The following is a 15,832-nucleotide window of genomic DNA, read 5'->3' as shown; positions in this document are numbered from 1 at the left end:
ATGTAATGACCAAATGTTATCCTCTAAAACTAAGGATATGTCAAACTTCGCAGAGATTATTAAATCAGAAAAACCAGTATTGGTAGATTTTTCAGCAGAATGGTGTGGCCCCTGTAAAATGATGGCTCCAATCCTTCAGCAGTTAAAAGGTATGCTGGGTGAACGTGCCACCATTTTGAAAGTTGATGTAGATAAAAATCCTGCGGTCTCGGGTAAATATCAGATTCAGGGTGTGCCTACACTCATTCTTTTCAAAAATGGAGAGATCAAATGGCGTCAATCTGGTGTAATCCCTGCCAATCAGTTACAAGGTATTATTGAAAGACATCTATAAGTACAAGATTATTGTTGCTTTTGTCTGATCAGGATTTCAAAAGTTGTTCCACGGTTTTCCTGTGATTGTACCGTCAATTGTCCGTCAAGGCCTTCTACTAAGCCCTTCACTACAGATAGTCCAAATCCGTAACCTATTTCTCCGTCCGTACCCGTACTTGAAAGTACATGTCCATGTAAAATGCTGTTTATAGTTTGATTGTTCATGCCTATTCCTGAATCTGTTATCTTGATTTTTAGAAGGTTAAAGTTCGTTTCAATGCTTAAATCAAGTTCAATCTTCACGTTTCCCTCCGCTGGCGTAAATTTTAAAGCATTGGAAATCAGGTTTCCTGTAATCTGAAGGAGTTTGTTTTTTGAAAATGGAATATATTGTGTTCTCTGGCTAATCCAGATACTTAAATTGATCTGCTTGTTACGTGCCTGAGGCTCAAACAGATCTTCCAGTTTTTCTTTAAAGAGCTGGAGGTTAAACTCGTCTTCCAGCAGGGGTCTTTTTTTATGCTCATTTAAGATTTCGTCAGCAAGCTCTAAGACTGATTTGCCACTTTTATGGATCATAGAAATAAATTCGAGCATTTCTTCCACCTGATTGTTTGTACCCTGCTGAGTGACCAGGCTGGCCAATCCGATAATCCCTGCAATGGGACCTCTGATATCATGAGCGATCTTTTTCTGTGTTTCTTTTGCTTCGGCTAATTGCTGCTTCAGGTTGGATATAACTCTTAAGCTGTTCAGACGGTTTACCAGTTCATCGGCAACAATTTTAAGCAGTTCTGCCTGCTCGGGGCTTATTTTTTTCTCTTTTTTGTCCGCTACGCAAAGCGCACCAATGTTATGCCCATCATGGGTAGTTAAGGGTATCCCGAAATAATATTTTAGGCTAAGCGGGCCATTCACATAAAACTTATCTTTAAACCGTTCATCCGCTGAAAGATCCCTAACCTCAAAACTTTGATTTTCATTGATGGTATATTGACAAACAGAGTCTTCCCGTGGCATTTGGCTTAGATTTAACCCATGTCTGGAGACTGTCCATTGTGTAAAAGAATCGATCAGGTTAACCAGGGAAATTTCTGTTCCTGCTATTTTTGCAGCTAAGTGGGTCAGGTCTTTAAACTGGTCTTGCAGATCAGTATAATCGAGGTCGAGTTCGGCCAGACTGATTATTCTTTCCAGCTCATTTACAGGAATCAGAGGATTGCTTTTCAACATAGTGATATGCTTAAGAATGTAATTTCTAATTTGGGCTTTCAACAAAAGAAACTATTCTTTTTTTTATTTTTCTGTTCATTTTCCGAATTGTCTGTTCATTTTTAGGTGTAACTTTAATCAGGGCCAGGGTACGAACTAAAAATTAATTGTATAACTTTAAACATCAAGTATAAATTATGAAGAAACTATCCATCGTGCTGCTGATTTTGATTACAGGTTTATTGGCAAATGCACAATCCAAAGATGAAACGAACGTAGCTTCGGCTGTAGAGAAATTAAGACTGGCCATGATCAGCGGTAATAAGGCTGATTTGGAAAGCGTACTTTCTGATGAATTGACTTATGGTCATTCGAGCGGAAAAATACAAACCAAGGAAGAATTTGTAAAAGCGATCTCTACTAAGGAATCGGATTTTTTAGATATCCAGTTAACCGGACAGCAGATTAAGGTAACAGGCGATATTGCTGTTGTAAACCATACGTTAACCGCCAATACTAACGACGGAGGTAAGCCTGGAACTGTCCGACTGGGCATTGTACTGGTATGGAAGAAAATCAAAGGCGATTGGAAACTGATTGGCCGGAGGGCGTTCAAAGTTCCGGCCTAAGTCCTTATGCTGATCAGTGGCCCTTATTCAGTCTGCTGATCAGCTCTGCGCTTTGCAACCTGCCATGTTCCAGCCTGTCTTCAAAAAACACTTTGGCTTCATTAAAGTGCTGTTTATAGCCGTTCATATCACCATAACCGATAATGGACGACCATTCCCTAACTGCAGAATGAAATTCCAGATCATCGGCCCGGATCTGTTTATTGTATATCGCTGCGTTAACAGATTCTTCCAGCAATTCTTCATCTCTAAAAAGATATTCCACAATGCCTAAACGCAGGCGGAAGGGTGGAGTTTGGCAGATCAGGTTATCATAAGGATTGATATTCAGATGATACCAGGCATCGGCCATGCTGAGCAGGCTTAGATGTGAATTAGGCGTATGGGGAGCACCGGGGCCAGACAAGGAAAACTCTTTCATCACCTTGTTATTTAGCAGCAGGAATTGTTTATCATCCGGAAAAAGGAAATCTTTTACTTTCCTTATCCGGGTGCGGAAGTCCGTCTCATTTTCTGTGATCATCATTTTGAAAAGATCTGATTCAGACTGTGCATAACGTTTAATCTGATGACGGGCATAGGGGTTCAAAATGGCTAGTCCAGCATATATATGGGCTTTATAACCAAAGATCCTTAACATCGTCAGGATTTTTACATTGTCTATTCCACCTATGTAAGCTGTATTGTCCCATGGGAAAAAACCTGCTTCTTTCCATGCTGTTCCCATACTTTCAAAACCCATATGGGTAACGGCCTGCGTATCGGCAGTAATCTTATCGTGTTCATGATAATTCAGTTCAACAATTTCAGATTCCAGTACAGCCAGGAGGTCTGTCATCCTTTGATACGCCGCTGCATCACAACGATGAGGAATTACAATTAATGTTTGCCCTTTAGAATCAAAGCCGGGACCATGTAGTGAATGGCAAGTGATGATATGCACATTCGAAGGCAGAAATTTTTCAAAAGCCTCGATTTCCGGGTGTTTTACAGAAGTTTGGCCGGCAACAATGGCACCCTGTTTTGTAGAAGGTCCATACCTTTGTACTACTTCACCTATTTTTTCGGCTTCTACTGCATAAAAGATCACGTCACTTTTACGCGAAACAGCACTGCCATCTTCTAATACTTCTATTCCTAAGGGAAGAAGTTCTTCCTGTAATTTTTCGTAATTAGCGGGTATATCTGAACCGCAAACCTGGTATCCTGCTTTGGTAAAGCGTTTTGCGTAAAGTTTACCCATGTCTCCAAGCCCAATAATCCCTATAAGCATCTTAATATTATATTTTGCAATTAAATTAGGGAAAAATTCAGGTATTAATCAAAAGGTAGGGTCATTATAATAGCATATTATTATTGGGCAGCACAATAATTTCTTGTTAGTTTTGTGGGATATCAATTAATCGGAATGGATCAACAAAAAGAAATTGAAAGCATTCAGCTGGCTCGAAAAAATTCGAATACAGCCATTCTTCAAGCCAGTGCTGCGGGTGTTGCACAATACTGGATGGACGATATCATTGTCATATCGGGCGAAGGTGGCCAATATATCGGGAAGAAATTATTGCTGAAAGTTTTCAAAGAAATGTTTGCGGCGGACCCTCCGGTTTTTGAACGTATTCCTTCGGTCATTACCATCGGTGAAAGCGGTATCCTGGCTTGGGAAACAGGCGTGTGGCATTACAAAACGGAAAAATTCAGAGGGAATTATTCCGCTATGTGGCGTAAGGTCAATGGAAATTGGTTAACGCAATCTGAACTTTTTGTTTCGTTAGATTAAGCTATTAATTCATCAGCAGGTTAAGCATTTCTTTGACTTCTTCCAGCTCCTGTTCCAGTTTCAGTACTCTTTGTTCCAAATCTGTATTTACTGGTTTTGGGCTATCAGCTTCTGTAGTACTTTGTTCTTCGGCCACAGGGCCCAGTAAATGAATGTACCTGGATTCCTTTTGACCGGGTCTTTTTGCCAGCTGTTTAACAAACGCAGGACTTTCGGAAGCAAGTTTATTTAAGATATCCTGAATTTCCTCGATGGTTTCAAATTCATACAGGCGTGCAGAATTTGTGTTAATCTCTCCTGGTGTTAAAGCACCGCGTAAAAGCAGCAGGCAAATAATGGTTAGTTCGGCCGGAACCAAAGGATGAACGATAGCAAGATTGTGTTTATACTTTGTACTGCGACTGCTTCCCCCTGTTGCTGTACTGGTTAGGCCTTTAATTTTTAATGTATTGAGTGTAAGGATAACCGTTTCTTCATCGTAGTTTACTATTGGGTTCCTGGATGTTTTCTGGTTGCAGGCAGTTGTTAAAGCCGAGATTGTCATTGGGTAATAGTCGGGAGTAGTTTTACTCTTTTCGATTAATACACCCAAGACGCGTTGCTCGGCTTCGTTCAGTATAGATAAAGGCTGATTTTCCATAGTTGATAAATATATAAAAAATGATGGTTTTCATCGAATAATTGAAATTTTTAGCTGGAACAAGGCATTATATTGAGAATTTCAATCAAGTTCTTTATTTAATTAATTTTATGTTTTTAGCATATAATTGTAATAAATTTCAATTTTTTTAATAAATAACGCTAGTTTTGTTTTAGTATTCTTTAAAAGAATCAATAAAAATATTTTAAACACAGTAATTAGCGCTCCAAATGTTAAATTATTGCTAATATTTTTATTGAATATGAATTACTGATCCAGTAATTGTCCTGTTCAAAAAATATGCAGCAAATAACTGCGAAAGAAATAGGCTTAGGCTTATAATAGATAGTTAATAAAACAAAAATGCTGATGGATGTCAGCATTTTGTTTTTGTTACCTATTCCGGCAAGTTGTAGATGTTTTCCACAGGTGACGTTTATGTTTGTTTTTTCAATTGTTTGATTTTTAATTATTTATAATATCGAGCGCGGTTGGCACTATTATTAAGTGTTATTATTTAATCAACTAACCGGATTAAACGAACATATTAATTAAACAGCATGAAAAATTTCATTTTAACAGCGGTGGTACTTGCATTTGCGGGGGTTTCCACATTAAAAGCATCAGAAAATAAAACATTGCCAGCCATTTCAATACAGCAAGACAGTACACAGAAAGTTCCGGTTAAACTGGAAGATCTTCCTGCTCCGGTGACCACCACACTAAAAGCAGATGCCTATAAAGACTGGACACCTACGACAGCATTTTTAGTGACCAATGCAGATAAAAGTCAGTACTATCGTATTGATGTAAAGAAAGGTACAGAAGCAGCTTTTATTAAAATCAATAAAGATGGCGTGGTAGTACAATAGCCTCATTCTAACCATTTCATATCACTAGAGAAAGCCGGATTTATCCGGTTTTTTTATGACGTGAATTTTGATGTAAATGTTAATAACATTGTTATGTAACTGATTAACAGTTTTGTTTAGTGTTAATAAGCCTGTGTATAATAGCAGCATCCAGGCAGTAAGCCTCAATTTTTTGTGGATAACCTGTTGAATTGTTATATATCTTGTGGATAACTGTTAATAACTGCTCTGTAAATTTGAAAAAACCTTAGTTATGCACATCAATTGTGAATATAATTGTGAATTGTTGTTAATTGATGTGAGTAAACATTGTTATATAACGGGCGTTCTTCCTCCGTCAACAGGTATACTTGTACCTGTAATATAAGCTGCAGCAGGAGACGCAAGAAACGCAATCATATTACCAATATCTTCGGCTTCACCTATTCTTGCCAGGGGAATAGTATTGACGAAGTTATTTTCGACTGCTTCCTGTGGTATGTTCTCTTTTTCGGCAGTAGCCTTTAGCAAACTTTCATAACGCTTAGTCCTGATAAATCCTGGTAAGACATTATTTACGGTAATGTGATCTTTTCCTACTTCGTTAGCTAACGTTTTTGCCCAGGAAGCCACAGCTGCCCTGATTGTGTTGGATACACCAAGATTAGCTAAAGGAGTTCTGATAGAAGTTGAAACCACATTGATGATCCTGCCATATTTTGCAGTTTTCATTCCTGGCAGCACGGCTGTAGTTAGAATTTGATTGCAAATGAGATGCTGACTAAAAGCTTCCTGAAAATCGCTGGCAGATGCATCAACGATTGGACCAGGTTTTGGTCCGCCGCTATTGTTAATTAGGATTTGTACCGCTGTTGCCGCTATAATTTTTTCTATTACGCCTTTTACTGTATCTGGTTTTGAAAAATCGGCTACGGCATAATTGTGCAGCTGGCCTTTGTCCGTTGGTAATTGTTGAAGGGCAAGAATAAGTGACTCTTCGTTTCTGGCTATTAAAATGCAATTTGCCCCTAAACCGGCAAGTACAATAGCAGTAGCTAAGCCAATACCTTGAGTGCTTCCACAAATTACTGCGTTTTTGTTTGTTAGCGATAAATTCATCTGATAGTATATAATTAATGGTAAAGCAATATAAATAAAAACGCCGATCCCGGATGAGATCAGCGTTTTCAAAGGTGTGTGATTGTTTATCTTTATTCTCTTTTGCAGGGCTAAGGTTTAATTGTTTCCGCCGCGGTGTTCCTGAGGCTGTCCACCTTGTTGGTGTTGCTGGGGTTGCCCGCCTTGCTGAGGTTTACCGCCTTGCTGATGTTGCTGAGGTTGTCCGCCTTGATGCTGCTGAGGTTGTCCACCTTGCTGATGTTGTTGAGGTTGTCCACCTTGCTGATGTTGTTGAGGTTGTCCACCTTGATGCTGCTGAGGACGACCTTGCTGGTGTTGTTGTGGTTGACCGCCGTGTTGTTGTGGTTGATTGCCCGGTCTGTTCTGACCGCCGTTAAAACTATTATGTCTTCCGTCGTTATTTCTGGCCTGGTTATATCTTGAATCTTTACTGTCCCTGATACTTCCCTGTTTACCATGGTAATTTTTGAATTTAGCATATTGCTGAATGTCTCTCTGGTGAGATAGATAAGGTTTAGGTCTGTTTACAACTACTTTATAAGAATTGTACGGATCATATCCGCTATATTGTGATGGCAGACTGCTTCTCCATGCCCATTGTCCGTTTACCAGATAAATATATTGGCTGGTGGGAACATAATAATAAGCATCAACATCAGGAAGATAATAATAATCTACGTGATCATAACCAGTAGGGCCCCATGCAGGTTGGGAACCGATATTTATGCTTAAACTTATTTGTGCTTTAGTGTTCAAACTGCTTAGGGAGGCTACTCCGAAGATGGCAGCTAAAATTAATTTTTTCATGTTATTAGCGTATCTAGTTATCCTTACTAAACCAAATCATATGCCAAGAGCAATTTGTTTTTTGTTTTAATTTGTGAAATATGGCTTTTTACCATTAAAAAGTCTGGTCTTGATAGCTATAGGATGAATTTTTTTAACTACAATTTTAAGCCTTAATATTGATCTATGTATTGATTTTAATATTTTAGCCCGATGATAGATGTTTCCTGCGCACTGATTAAAGGTCAGAACGGTAAAATTCTGGTTACCCAAAGAAGTGCTGAAATGCGCCTGCCATTGAAGTGGGAATTTCCGGGAGGTAAGATTGAACCAGGAGAAACTGAGGAAGCATGTTTAATAAGGGAAATTGCCGAAGAGCTCAATGTGATCATTAAAATTACAGCGCGGATGCCTTCATTTGTGCATGATGATGGTCGGCAGAAAATTCGTTTAATTCCTTTTTTGGGTTTTATTTTGGAAGGTGAGATTCACCTTACTGAGCATGCGGCTTATCTGTGGTGCTCTTCCTATGAATTGCTGCAGTTGGATTGGGCGGATGCAGATGTGCCTGTATTGAGGCATTATCTGGAAAATCTTTAAAATGAAACAGGGAACATCCTGGCGGATGCTCCCCGTATCTAAATTAACGCTCTCGGATATAAGACGCTTAGTTCAGCAATTTAGTATATCCAACGAAATAAATTTTTAAAATTAATTTGCGCGGAAAGAATCAGCGGGCTTTGCGAGCTCATATTTGATCCAGAAATCAGGTTTATCGGTATTGCCCGAGCCTTCTGTATCTCTCATCCCTTTTCCGCCACCACCGCCGCCGCCGTGTCTTCCACCGCCCATGCCGCCACCCATTCCACCTCCGCCGCCACCGCCGTGCATACCGCCTCCGCTCATACCTCCACCTCCGGCAGGCATATCACCAGCGCCCTTATCGTGGTGCATGGCTTTGTCGGGTGCATTAATCTTAATATTATAGGCTATTCCTTTTACTTTTTTATCTTTTAAATCCAGCAGGCCAAGCGGAATAGCCAGTTCACAGATATAATCTCTTTGTTTGTTGAAGGCTGCTGCCACTTGTATACCGCTATTGTTAGGAATTGCCAGACTGCCGTCAGGGATCTTTTCAAAGCCGGATACCTGTATCACGTGTACACCTGGATCACGGTCTGCATGGTCCCGGTCTGGATAGTGATGGGCTAGTGAGTCGTTCGCTTCGGGTCTGGCATGGTTCAATGAATCGCCTGGCTGATGTGGGGGAGGAGGTTGCTGCATACCCAGAAATTTAAGTTTTATTCCATCTTTCTTTTTGCCTGCAGTATTGATATTGAGGGTCAATCCTGCCCGAAGTAATTTTCCGGTTGTGATTTCGTCTAGGGATTCAATAATCAGGTATAGATTATTTTGATCATTGGCCAGGGCAAAGGCCAGTTTGGTTGGCGTATTATAATTGTTCAAAGGCTCATGCCACTCTGATGAATTTCCATCCACTACAACCGGCTGAGATACCCAAAGGTTTACATCTTCGTCCGGATCCTGTGCAAATGCCCCGGTATAGGAAAGACCAGCTACGCTGATAAAAAGTAAAATAAATAATTTTTTCATTAGAATATAATTGTTTTGGAAGTATTACTTTATTGTTTTTATTGTCTTCTAGCCGCCTGCGGCGGTTTTGGCGGTTATGCAGGTTTCATATTTATATTTCGTACAGGAGATAAACATCCTGTGCTGCAAATTTATCTGATCAGGATTGGTGTTTTAATAAATTAACATTATTTAACGAATAAATTACGGGCTGGTGTGTTTATTTGGTCAGATCTTACCCTGAAGTCGTTTTCAGCTGAGCTGAAAGCTATTTTTAGCTTCATTCCTGTAATTCTTTGGCGCGTTTGAATCTGTTGTTATATTTGTCTGTGTAATGTAATCTCACACAGAGATAGATTTTTCCGAATATAAAACTTAATGAACCATGGAACCTGCTGAATTGAAAAAGCTAGAGCAATTATTCTATAATATGATAAACAAAGTTGAAAAAGAATATCAATTATATTTTGGACTCAGATCTATTCAGAAAAAATTGGATGGTGTAGAAAGTATCTATGATCATTTTAACCTCAACGGAGAAACACTCGAATTTTGCTTCCAAAAAGAAAGCGATCTTCCTCAGGAGATTAGAGACAACATTACTCTGGCTTATCAGGAAATATTCCTGGCAACCAAATCAATATAAAAAATAAAATATATTTATAGCCGATATATTGGACATGTGAACAAAATGCGTATGTTTGTCCATTATTAATGTTAATTATATTTTATTTTGTCAGAACTGATCAAAGATTCACAGGTAAGAAAAGATTTGCTACAAAAAATGCAGATCATAAGTGCTGCGAAGGTAGTTTTTCAGCAATATGGTTTTAATAAAGCCTCTATAGATGATATCGCTAAACAGGCCGTCAAATCGAGGACAACTTTATACAAATACTATAAGAATAAAGATCAGATCTTTGAAGATTTTATTCTTTTAGAAATTACAGACATCATCAGTCTCGCAATAGCAGCCATTGGCACTGCCTCTTCCCTTGAAACGAAGTTACATAACTACAACGCTAAAAAGCTTGAGCTTTTGCGTCTTAAGTTCGATACCTATCCTATTGCAGCCATGGAGATGATGGAAGAAGCAGCACTTTGCAATTCTTGTCAGCAACAGCTTTCCATTGCCGAGGCGGTAATCATGAAAAAAATATTCCAGGAAAGTATTGATCAAAAGGAGATCAATTATATCGCGCCTTCTGAACTGGACTTCCTGATTTCTGTGATTACCACCGCTCTGAGAGGCATTGAACATGAAGTTCTTTCTTCTGCTGAAAACATTAACATCGAAGAAAGGTTAAAATGGTTAATTGGCATACTTGTTAGGGGACTTAAATAATTAATCACACATTATCATACTATACATCGTTATCCTTATTTGAATTTTATGAAATTTAAAAGCTATTGTACGCTCTTTATGTTAGCGGTCATGCTGTTGTTTAGCTGCGGACATAAAGAAGAAAAAGTTGCTGTCCAACCTGTAAATGTTAAAGTTTTATCTCTCACAGGAAAAAACGGTACTGATCAGCAGATCAGCTACAGCGGAACGGTTAAAGAAAGTAAGTCAATTTCATTGTCCTTCCAGGTTTCAGGTAATATTACCAGCATCAATGTCGATAAAGGGCAAATGGTGAAAAGGGGACAACTGCTGGCAGCTGTAGATGAAACTACCTATAGAGATCAGTATAATGCACAATTGGCACAGCAGAAGCTCGCAGAGGATAATTACAGCCGTATTGCTGAAGTATTTAAAAAAGGAAGTATTGCTGAAGTAAAGCTGGTGGAAGCAAAATCACAGCGTGACCAGGCTTTTTCTATGGCCCGTGCAGCTTATCAAAATATTGTACATACCAAACTCTTTGCTCCCACAGATGGATATATAGGAGAAAAAAATGCGGAAGCCGGCGACCTTGCTGCTCCGGGATCTCCGGTTTTTAAACTCGTGAAACTGGAAGAAGTGAACGTTTGGGTACCGGTTCCTGAATCGGAGATCAACGCGGTCAAAAAAGGACAAAATGCATCAATTAAAGTTGATGCACTGAATAACAAGGTATTCAATGGAGTAATTGATGAAGTGTCTGTTGTTTCTGAAGATGCTTCCCATAACTATACTGTTAAGGTAAGGATTGCGAATAAGGATAAGCAACTCAAGCCAGGCATGGTAGCCAACGTATATTTCCAGGAAAGTACAAAGACAAAAGCTATAGATACTGGAGGTGTGAGCATTCCATTGATCGCTTTGCAGGTAGATGAGGAGGACAGGAATTTTGTCTACATCGTAGATCAAAGTGGTCAGAAAGCCGTTCGTCGTCAGGTTACACGCGGAGAGTTAATGAATGATGTAGTCATGATCACCAAGGGACTGGGGCCATCAGACAAAGTGATCATATCAGGATATCAAAAAATAACTTCTGGTACGCCTGTTAAAATTATTCAGTAATAGGGCTTAGCGCAAAAAAATGGAAAAGAAATCATTTATAGAAACTGCCCTCAAACATAAACAGATTGCTTTATGCCTGGCAGGTATTCTGGTTGTGCTGGGCGTTTATGCCCTGTTCAATATGTCCAGGAACGAATTTCCCGAATTTACCGTGAGAACCGGTCTCATCATAGGATATTATCCGGGAGCTTCTTCCGCCCAGGTAGAGGAGCAGTTGACAAAAAAAGTGGAGGATTACCTATTCAGCTATCAGGAAGTTGATAAAACCAAAACCTATTCTTATTCTAAGGATGGGATGATGTATATCTATGTAGAGGTTTCCGAGAAGCCCAACAAGGTAGAGACGGAGGCCTTCTGGAACAAGCTGAAAAATGGAATATTGATCTTACAGCGCACGCAGCTGCCTGATGGGGTACAGGGAGTTTTAGTAAACAGTGATTTCGGCAGTACATCTGCCGTGCTTCTCGCTGTAGAATCTAAAGACCGTCCCTATAAAGAATTGCAGAAATATGTAACCTCGCTTGAAAATGAGATCAGGAAGATTCCTTCGCTTTCCAAAATCAGCCATACTGGGGATCTGAGAGAACAAATTGGTATTTATGTAGATAATAATAAGCTGGCATCCTATGGACTCAATGCGGGTTTAGTGATGCAGGCCATTAAGAACCAGGGTTCGGTAGGTGCTTCCGGAAAAGTGAAGGGTAATAAGATCGACAGGCCTATTTATGTGGATACCTATTACAGCACTGAAAGCGACCTGGCGCAGTTGATCATCCGGTCGGATGCACAAGGAAATATCATCCGTTTGAAAGATATCGCTGCTATCAAAAGGGAGTATGGTGAACCGGACAGTTACATCACTACGAATGGAACAAAATGTGTTGTCATTTCTATGGAGATGCAGCCCGGCAAAAATATTGTTCAATTTGGTAAAGAACTGGACGGGCACCTGGATCAGATGAAAAAGACCTTTCCCTCGGATATTAAATTATCTAAACTGGCCAATCAGCCAGAGGTAGTTGATGATTCTATTTCTCATTTTATGAAGGAATTTGGAATCGCCCTGGTAGCGGTAATGATCGTTACGATGCTGCTGCTGCCGATGAGGATTGCGGGGGTAGCAGGTGCAACCATACCTATCACCATTCTAACTACACTGGCCATTATGTACATGTTTAAGATTGAGCTGGATACAGTAACGCTGGCAGCACTGATCATTGTACTGGGAATTGTGGTCGATGACCCTATTGTGGTGATTGATAACCATGTGGAAAAACTGGATCATGGCATGTCTGTAGTGGATGCAGCTGTAGGCAGCGCTAAAGAGCTTTTTCCTTCTGTATTTACCGCTACCCTGGCCATATCGGCAACCTTTGCTCCTTTAATGCTGTTTTTAACAGGTATAGCGAGCGATTTTATCAGCATTTTTCCCGTCACGATCATTATTGCACTTACCATTTCCCTGGTTATTTCTATGCTGATCGTACCTTACCTGAATACCATACTGATCAAAACGGGGTTAACAGACCATTCTAAAAAACAGGATGAAGAGCAAAAGAAAAAATCATTACTGGACAGGTTGCAGAATGTATATAATACAACACTGGAGAAGGCTTTTATACACGATCGTATAACGGTAACTGTGGCTGTTATAGCCGTATTGCTAGGTTTCGTATTTCTGGGCAACGTCCCTCAGCAGTTGTTTCCTAAAGTAGAGCGGAACCAGTTTGCGATAGAGATTTATCTGCCTACCGGAAATAATTTAAAAAGTACGGCTGAGGTAGTGAAACAGGTAGAAAAGAAACTGGCTAGAGACAAAAGGGTTTTGCATTATACCAGTTTTATCGGATCAGGCTCCCCAAGGTTCCATACGGTTTATGCGCCGAGTTTACCATCGCCTAATTATGCGCAGATTCTGGTGAACAGTACTACTGAGGAAACTACAGAAGAAATTCTGAAAGAATATCAGCATCAGTTTAGTGATTCTATTCCCAATGCTTATGTAAGGATGAAACAGCTGAGCATGATTGATGCCCAGGCACCTATTGAAGTAAGGATCAGCGGAGACAGTATTGCGGACCTGAAAAACATAGGAGCTAAGGTAGAAGCTATTGCAACTGGCGTGAAAGACGTGATGTGGATAAGGACAGATTATGAGCAAATGAACCAGGGTTTTGCATTGAAGATCAAACCTGATGAAGCAGGCAGGTTAGGGTTTACCAAAAAAGACCTGTCGGATGCCCTGGCCATGAACTTTCAGGGTTTGACTGCCACGCAGGTGTGGGAAGGGGATTATGACGTGAATGTCAATGTGAAAACCGCAAAGGATATGCGTAACAAACCTTCTGATATCAGGGATCAGTATATTGCTTCCCAAACCACTAAGTCGGTTGTGCCTATCCGTCAGATCGCAGATTTATCACCTGTCTGGACTGACGGACAAATTGTACGCAGAAACGGAGTAAGAACATTAACTGTAAGAATTGATGTGGAGAAAGACGCGGTACCGGCAGAAGTGCTTGCCCGGTTTAAACAGAAAATTGACGATCTGGCACTTCCTTCCGGAGTAAGCATCGCTTATGGGGGCGAAAGGGAGCAGATGATTAAAAATATGGGGCCAATGGGCTTATCACTGCTTGTTAGTGTGATCCTGATTTTCTTTATCCTGTTGTTCCACTTCAAAGGGTTGAAACATGCAGGGTTAAGTTTGGTGACCATGCCTTTAAGTTTATTTGGGGCTGGCCTGGGGTTAATCCTGACAGGCTATCCTTTTGGGTTTACTTCCTTCATCGGTATGTTAAGCCTCTGCGGGATCGTAGTTAGAAATGGAATCATCCTGATTGATTTTGCAGGTGAAATGCGCCTCCATCAGGGAATGACGGTTAAAGAAGCTGCCATCCATGCCGGTGAAAGAAGGATGCGCCCTATCTTTTTAACTTCGGCCGCTGCCGCAGTTGGGGTTATTCCCATGATCATTAGTAAATCATCCCTCTGGGGGCCTTTAGGTACCGTAATTTGTTTTGGTTTGCTATTTTCTATGGTACTTACCTTATTTGTTTTACCTGTATTGTACTGGTTATTCTTCCGTAAAGAAGATGAAGAACAGCCAGCAGTTACAGAACCCTCAAAAGCTTAAATTATGCGTTTAACAATAGTTTTATCCGTTGCCCTGGCTTTAGCTGTGACCCAGGTAAGTGCACAGCAAAAATTGTCCCTGCAGCAAAGTAAGGATATTGCCAATAGTAACAATATCAGTCTTAAAAACAGCGGACTTCGTATAGGTTTTGCCGAGGAAGGGAAGAAGGCTGCTTATTCATCTTATTTACCTAAAGTAGATGCCAATGGGGTACTGATGTATGGCTTTAGGAATTTCATACCTGCTATTCCGCCATATCTGCCACAGGGCGTTAATAATTTTTTCCTGGGGACTGTAACTGCGCAGCAGCCAATTTATGCGGGGGGAAAAATAAATACCAATAATGAACTGGCGAAACTTCAGCTTGAAGTCAATAAAACCAGGCTTAAACAGGCAAAAGATTCGGTGAACCTGATTACGGAACAAAAGTACCTGCAGTTAATCAACATCAATGAGCAATATAAGACCGTAATTTCTAATACCTATTACCTGGATACATTGTATAAAGAGATGGGTGATTATCTTAAATCAGGATTAATTGCTAAAAATGAGCTGTTAAAGGTGAAGGTACAGCGAAATAACCTGCTGTTGAATAAATCAAAGATCAGCAATATGAAGCAGGTAGCTTTACTCGACTTTTGCCAGTTTATCGGCATTCCTTTTGATCCGGGTATTCAGTTTACAGATTCGGTACTGGTGGTTAAAGATCCTGCGGCCCTGTACATTAAACCAGAAACAGTATTGAACACGACTGATGATTACAAGCTGCTCCAAAAAAACGTTTCTGCAGAGACGCTGCAAACTAAATTAAAAAGGGCAGATTACCTTCCTTCAGCTTCTGTAGGTGTAAGTGCATCCCAGGTTGGAGTGATCGACAGGGGATTAGGGAGCCGCTTTACGCCTCTGGCTTTTGGTGTGGTGAGTATCCCTATCTCAGGATGGTGGGGTGAAGGAAAACATATCCTGAGACAGCGTAAGATAGCCGAAAATATTGCAGCAAACAACCTGGCGGATGGCAGTAACCTGCTGCAGGTAAGAATGCTGAGAAGCTGGTATGACCTGACTGAAGCTTTTGAACAATATGGTATCCTGGAAGATAACCTCTTATCTTCTTCGGAGAACCTGAAAGTAGAAAGGGATAATTACCGTTCAGGCTTAAATAACCTGTCAGATCTGCTCAAAGCGCAGGCAGATTTTCAGCAAACAGAAAGTGAGCTGGCAGAAGCAAAAGTAAATTACCAGATCAAATTGTCTGCTTACCGTTATGTGACTGGTAAAATGGAAGACAAGCAATGATATAGCTG

The 15,832-nt window shown here is 40.3% G+C and carries 16 protein-coding genes; 10 read left to right on the top strand and 6 right to left on the bottom strand.

The features are described 5' to 3' along the window. Positions 1-37 precede the first annotated feature (37 nt). Complete coding sequence (trxA, locus tag GSQ84_RS04220) at positions 38-334, top strand: thioredoxin (protein ID WP_158795992.1); 297 nt, start codon at positions 38-40, stop codon at positions 332-334. Between the two features lie 8 nt (positions 335-342). Here the strand turns inward: trxA and GSQ84_RS04215 are convergent, their stop codons facing one another. Beyond that, positions 343-1,548: a GAF domain-containing sensor histidine kinase gene (locus GSQ84_RS04215; protein WP_158795991.1), complete on the bottom strand. Its 1,206-nt coding sequence runs from the start codon at positions 1,546-1,548 to the stop codon at positions 343-345. 176 nt (positions 1,549-1,724) lie between these two features. Between GSQ84_RS04215 and GSQ84_RS04210 the strand changes: the two genes are divergently transcribed. Then, positions 1,725-2,156: a nuclear transport factor 2 family protein gene (locus GSQ84_RS04210; protein WP_158795990.1), complete on the top strand. Its 432-nt coding sequence runs from the start codon at positions 1,725-1,727 to the stop codon at positions 2,154-2,156. A gap of 13 nt (positions 2,157-2,169) precedes the next feature. Here the strand turns inward: GSQ84_RS04210 and GSQ84_RS04205 are convergent, their stop codons facing one another. After that, the gene (locus tag GSQ84_RS04205) at positions 2,170-3,429 is read right to left on the bottom strand and encodes a prephenate dehydrogenase (protein ID WP_158795989.1); all 1,260 of its coding nucleotides are present in this window, start codon (positions 3,427-3,429) and stop codon (positions 2,170-2,172) included. A gap of 135 nt (positions 3,430-3,564) precedes the next feature. On the opposite strand from GSQ84_RS04205, the gene GSQ84_RS04200 reads away from it, so the two are divergent. Then, on the top strand, positions 3,565-3,936 hold the full coding sequence (locus tag GSQ84_RS04200; RefSeq protein WP_158795988.1) for a DUF4440 domain-containing protein: 372 nt from the start codon (positions 3,565-3,567) through the stop codon (positions 3,934-3,936). Between the two features lie 4 nt (positions 3,937-3,940). Here GSQ84_RS04200 and GSQ84_RS04195 read toward each other — a convergent pair whose 3' ends face one another. Next, complete coding sequence (locus tag GSQ84_RS04195; protein WP_158795987.1) at positions 3,941-4,576, bottom strand: YceH family protein; 636 nt, start codon at positions 4,574-4,576, stop codon at positions 3,941-3,943. 560 nt (positions 4,577-5,136) lie between these two features. On the opposite strand from GSQ84_RS04195, the gene GSQ84_RS04190 reads away from it, so the two are divergent. Further along, positions 5,137-5,448: a hypothetical protein gene (locus tag GSQ84_RS04190; protein ID WP_158795986.1), complete on the top strand. Its 312-nt coding sequence runs from the start codon at positions 5,137-5,139 to the stop codon at positions 5,446-5,448. 312 nt (positions 5,449-5,760) lie between these two features. Here GSQ84_RS04190 and GSQ84_RS04185 read toward each other — a convergent pair whose 3' ends face one another. Next, positions 5,761-6,546: an SDR family oxidoreductase gene (locus tag GSQ84_RS04185; protein WP_158795985.1), complete on the bottom strand. Its 786-nt coding sequence runs from the start codon at positions 6,544-6,546 to the stop codon at positions 5,761-5,763. A gap of 117 nt (positions 6,547-6,663) precedes the next feature. Next, positions 6,664-7,374: a hypothetical protein gene (locus tag GSQ84_RS04180; protein WP_158795984.1), complete on the bottom strand. Its 711-nt coding sequence runs from the start codon at positions 7,372-7,374 to the stop codon at positions 6,664-6,666. 192 nt (positions 7,375-7,566) lie between these two features. Between GSQ84_RS04180 and GSQ84_RS04175 the strand changes: the two genes are divergently transcribed. After that, on the top strand, positions 7,567-7,953 hold the full coding sequence (locus GSQ84_RS04175) for a (deoxy)nucleoside triphosphate pyrophosphohydrolase (RefSeq protein ID WP_158795983.1): 387 nt from the start codon (positions 7,567-7,569) through the stop codon (positions 7,951-7,953). Positions 7,954-8,064: 111 nt separating this feature from the next. Here the strand turns inward: GSQ84_RS04175 and GSQ84_RS04170 are convergent, their stop codons facing one another. Continuing rightward, entirely contained in the window at positions 8,065-8,967 is a 903-nt protein-coding gene (locus GSQ84_RS04170) for a hypothetical protein (protein WP_158795982.1), read from the bottom strand. 409 nt (positions 8,968-9,376) lie between these two features. On the opposite strand from GSQ84_RS04170, the gene GSQ84_RS04165 reads away from it, so the two are divergent. The 5 genes from GSQ84_RS04165 to GSQ84_RS04145 all read left to right on the top strand — a co-directional run bounded on the left by GSQ84_RS04165 (position 9,377) and on the right by GSQ84_RS04145 (position 15,824). After that, positions 9,377-9,592 (top strand): hypothetical protein, encoded by a 216-nt coding sequence (locus GSQ84_RS04165; protein WP_216848861.1) that lies wholly within the window; start codon positions 9,377-9,379, stop codon positions 9,590-9,592. 138 nt (positions 9,593-9,730) lie between these two features. Further along, positions 9,731-10,291, top strand: a complete 561-nt coding sequence (locus tag GSQ84_RS04160) for a TetR/AcrR family transcriptional regulator (RefSeq protein ID WP_216848860.1) — start codon at positions 9,731-9,733, stop codon at positions 10,289-10,291. A 48-nt stretch (positions 10,292-10,339) separates the two neighbouring features. Continuing rightward, on the top strand, positions 10,340-11,392 hold the full coding sequence (locus tag GSQ84_RS04155) for an efflux RND transporter periplasmic adaptor subunit (RefSeq protein ID WP_158795979.1): 1,053 nt from the start codon (positions 10,340-10,342) through the stop codon (positions 11,390-11,392). Positions 11,393-11,411: 19 nt separating this feature from the next. Further along, complete coding sequence (locus GSQ84_RS04150) at positions 11,412-14,528, top strand: efflux RND transporter permease subunit (RefSeq protein ID WP_158795978.1); 3,117 nt, start codon at positions 11,412-11,414, stop codon at positions 14,526-14,528. A gap of 3 nt (positions 14,529-14,531) precedes the next feature. Next, on the top strand, positions 14,532-15,824 hold the full coding sequence (locus tag GSQ84_RS04145) for a TolC family protein (RefSeq protein ID WP_158795977.1): 1,293 nt from the start codon (positions 14,532-14,534) through the stop codon (positions 15,822-15,824). The last annotated feature ends 8 nt before the right edge of the window (positions 15,825-15,832 follow it).

Source organism: Pedobacter sp. L105, from assembly GCF_009765875.1.
Lineage (GTDB): Bacteria > Bacteroidota > Bacteroidia > Sphingobacteriales > Sphingobacteriaceae > Pedobacter.
This window is presented reverse-complemented; position numbering and strand designations above follow the sequence as displayed.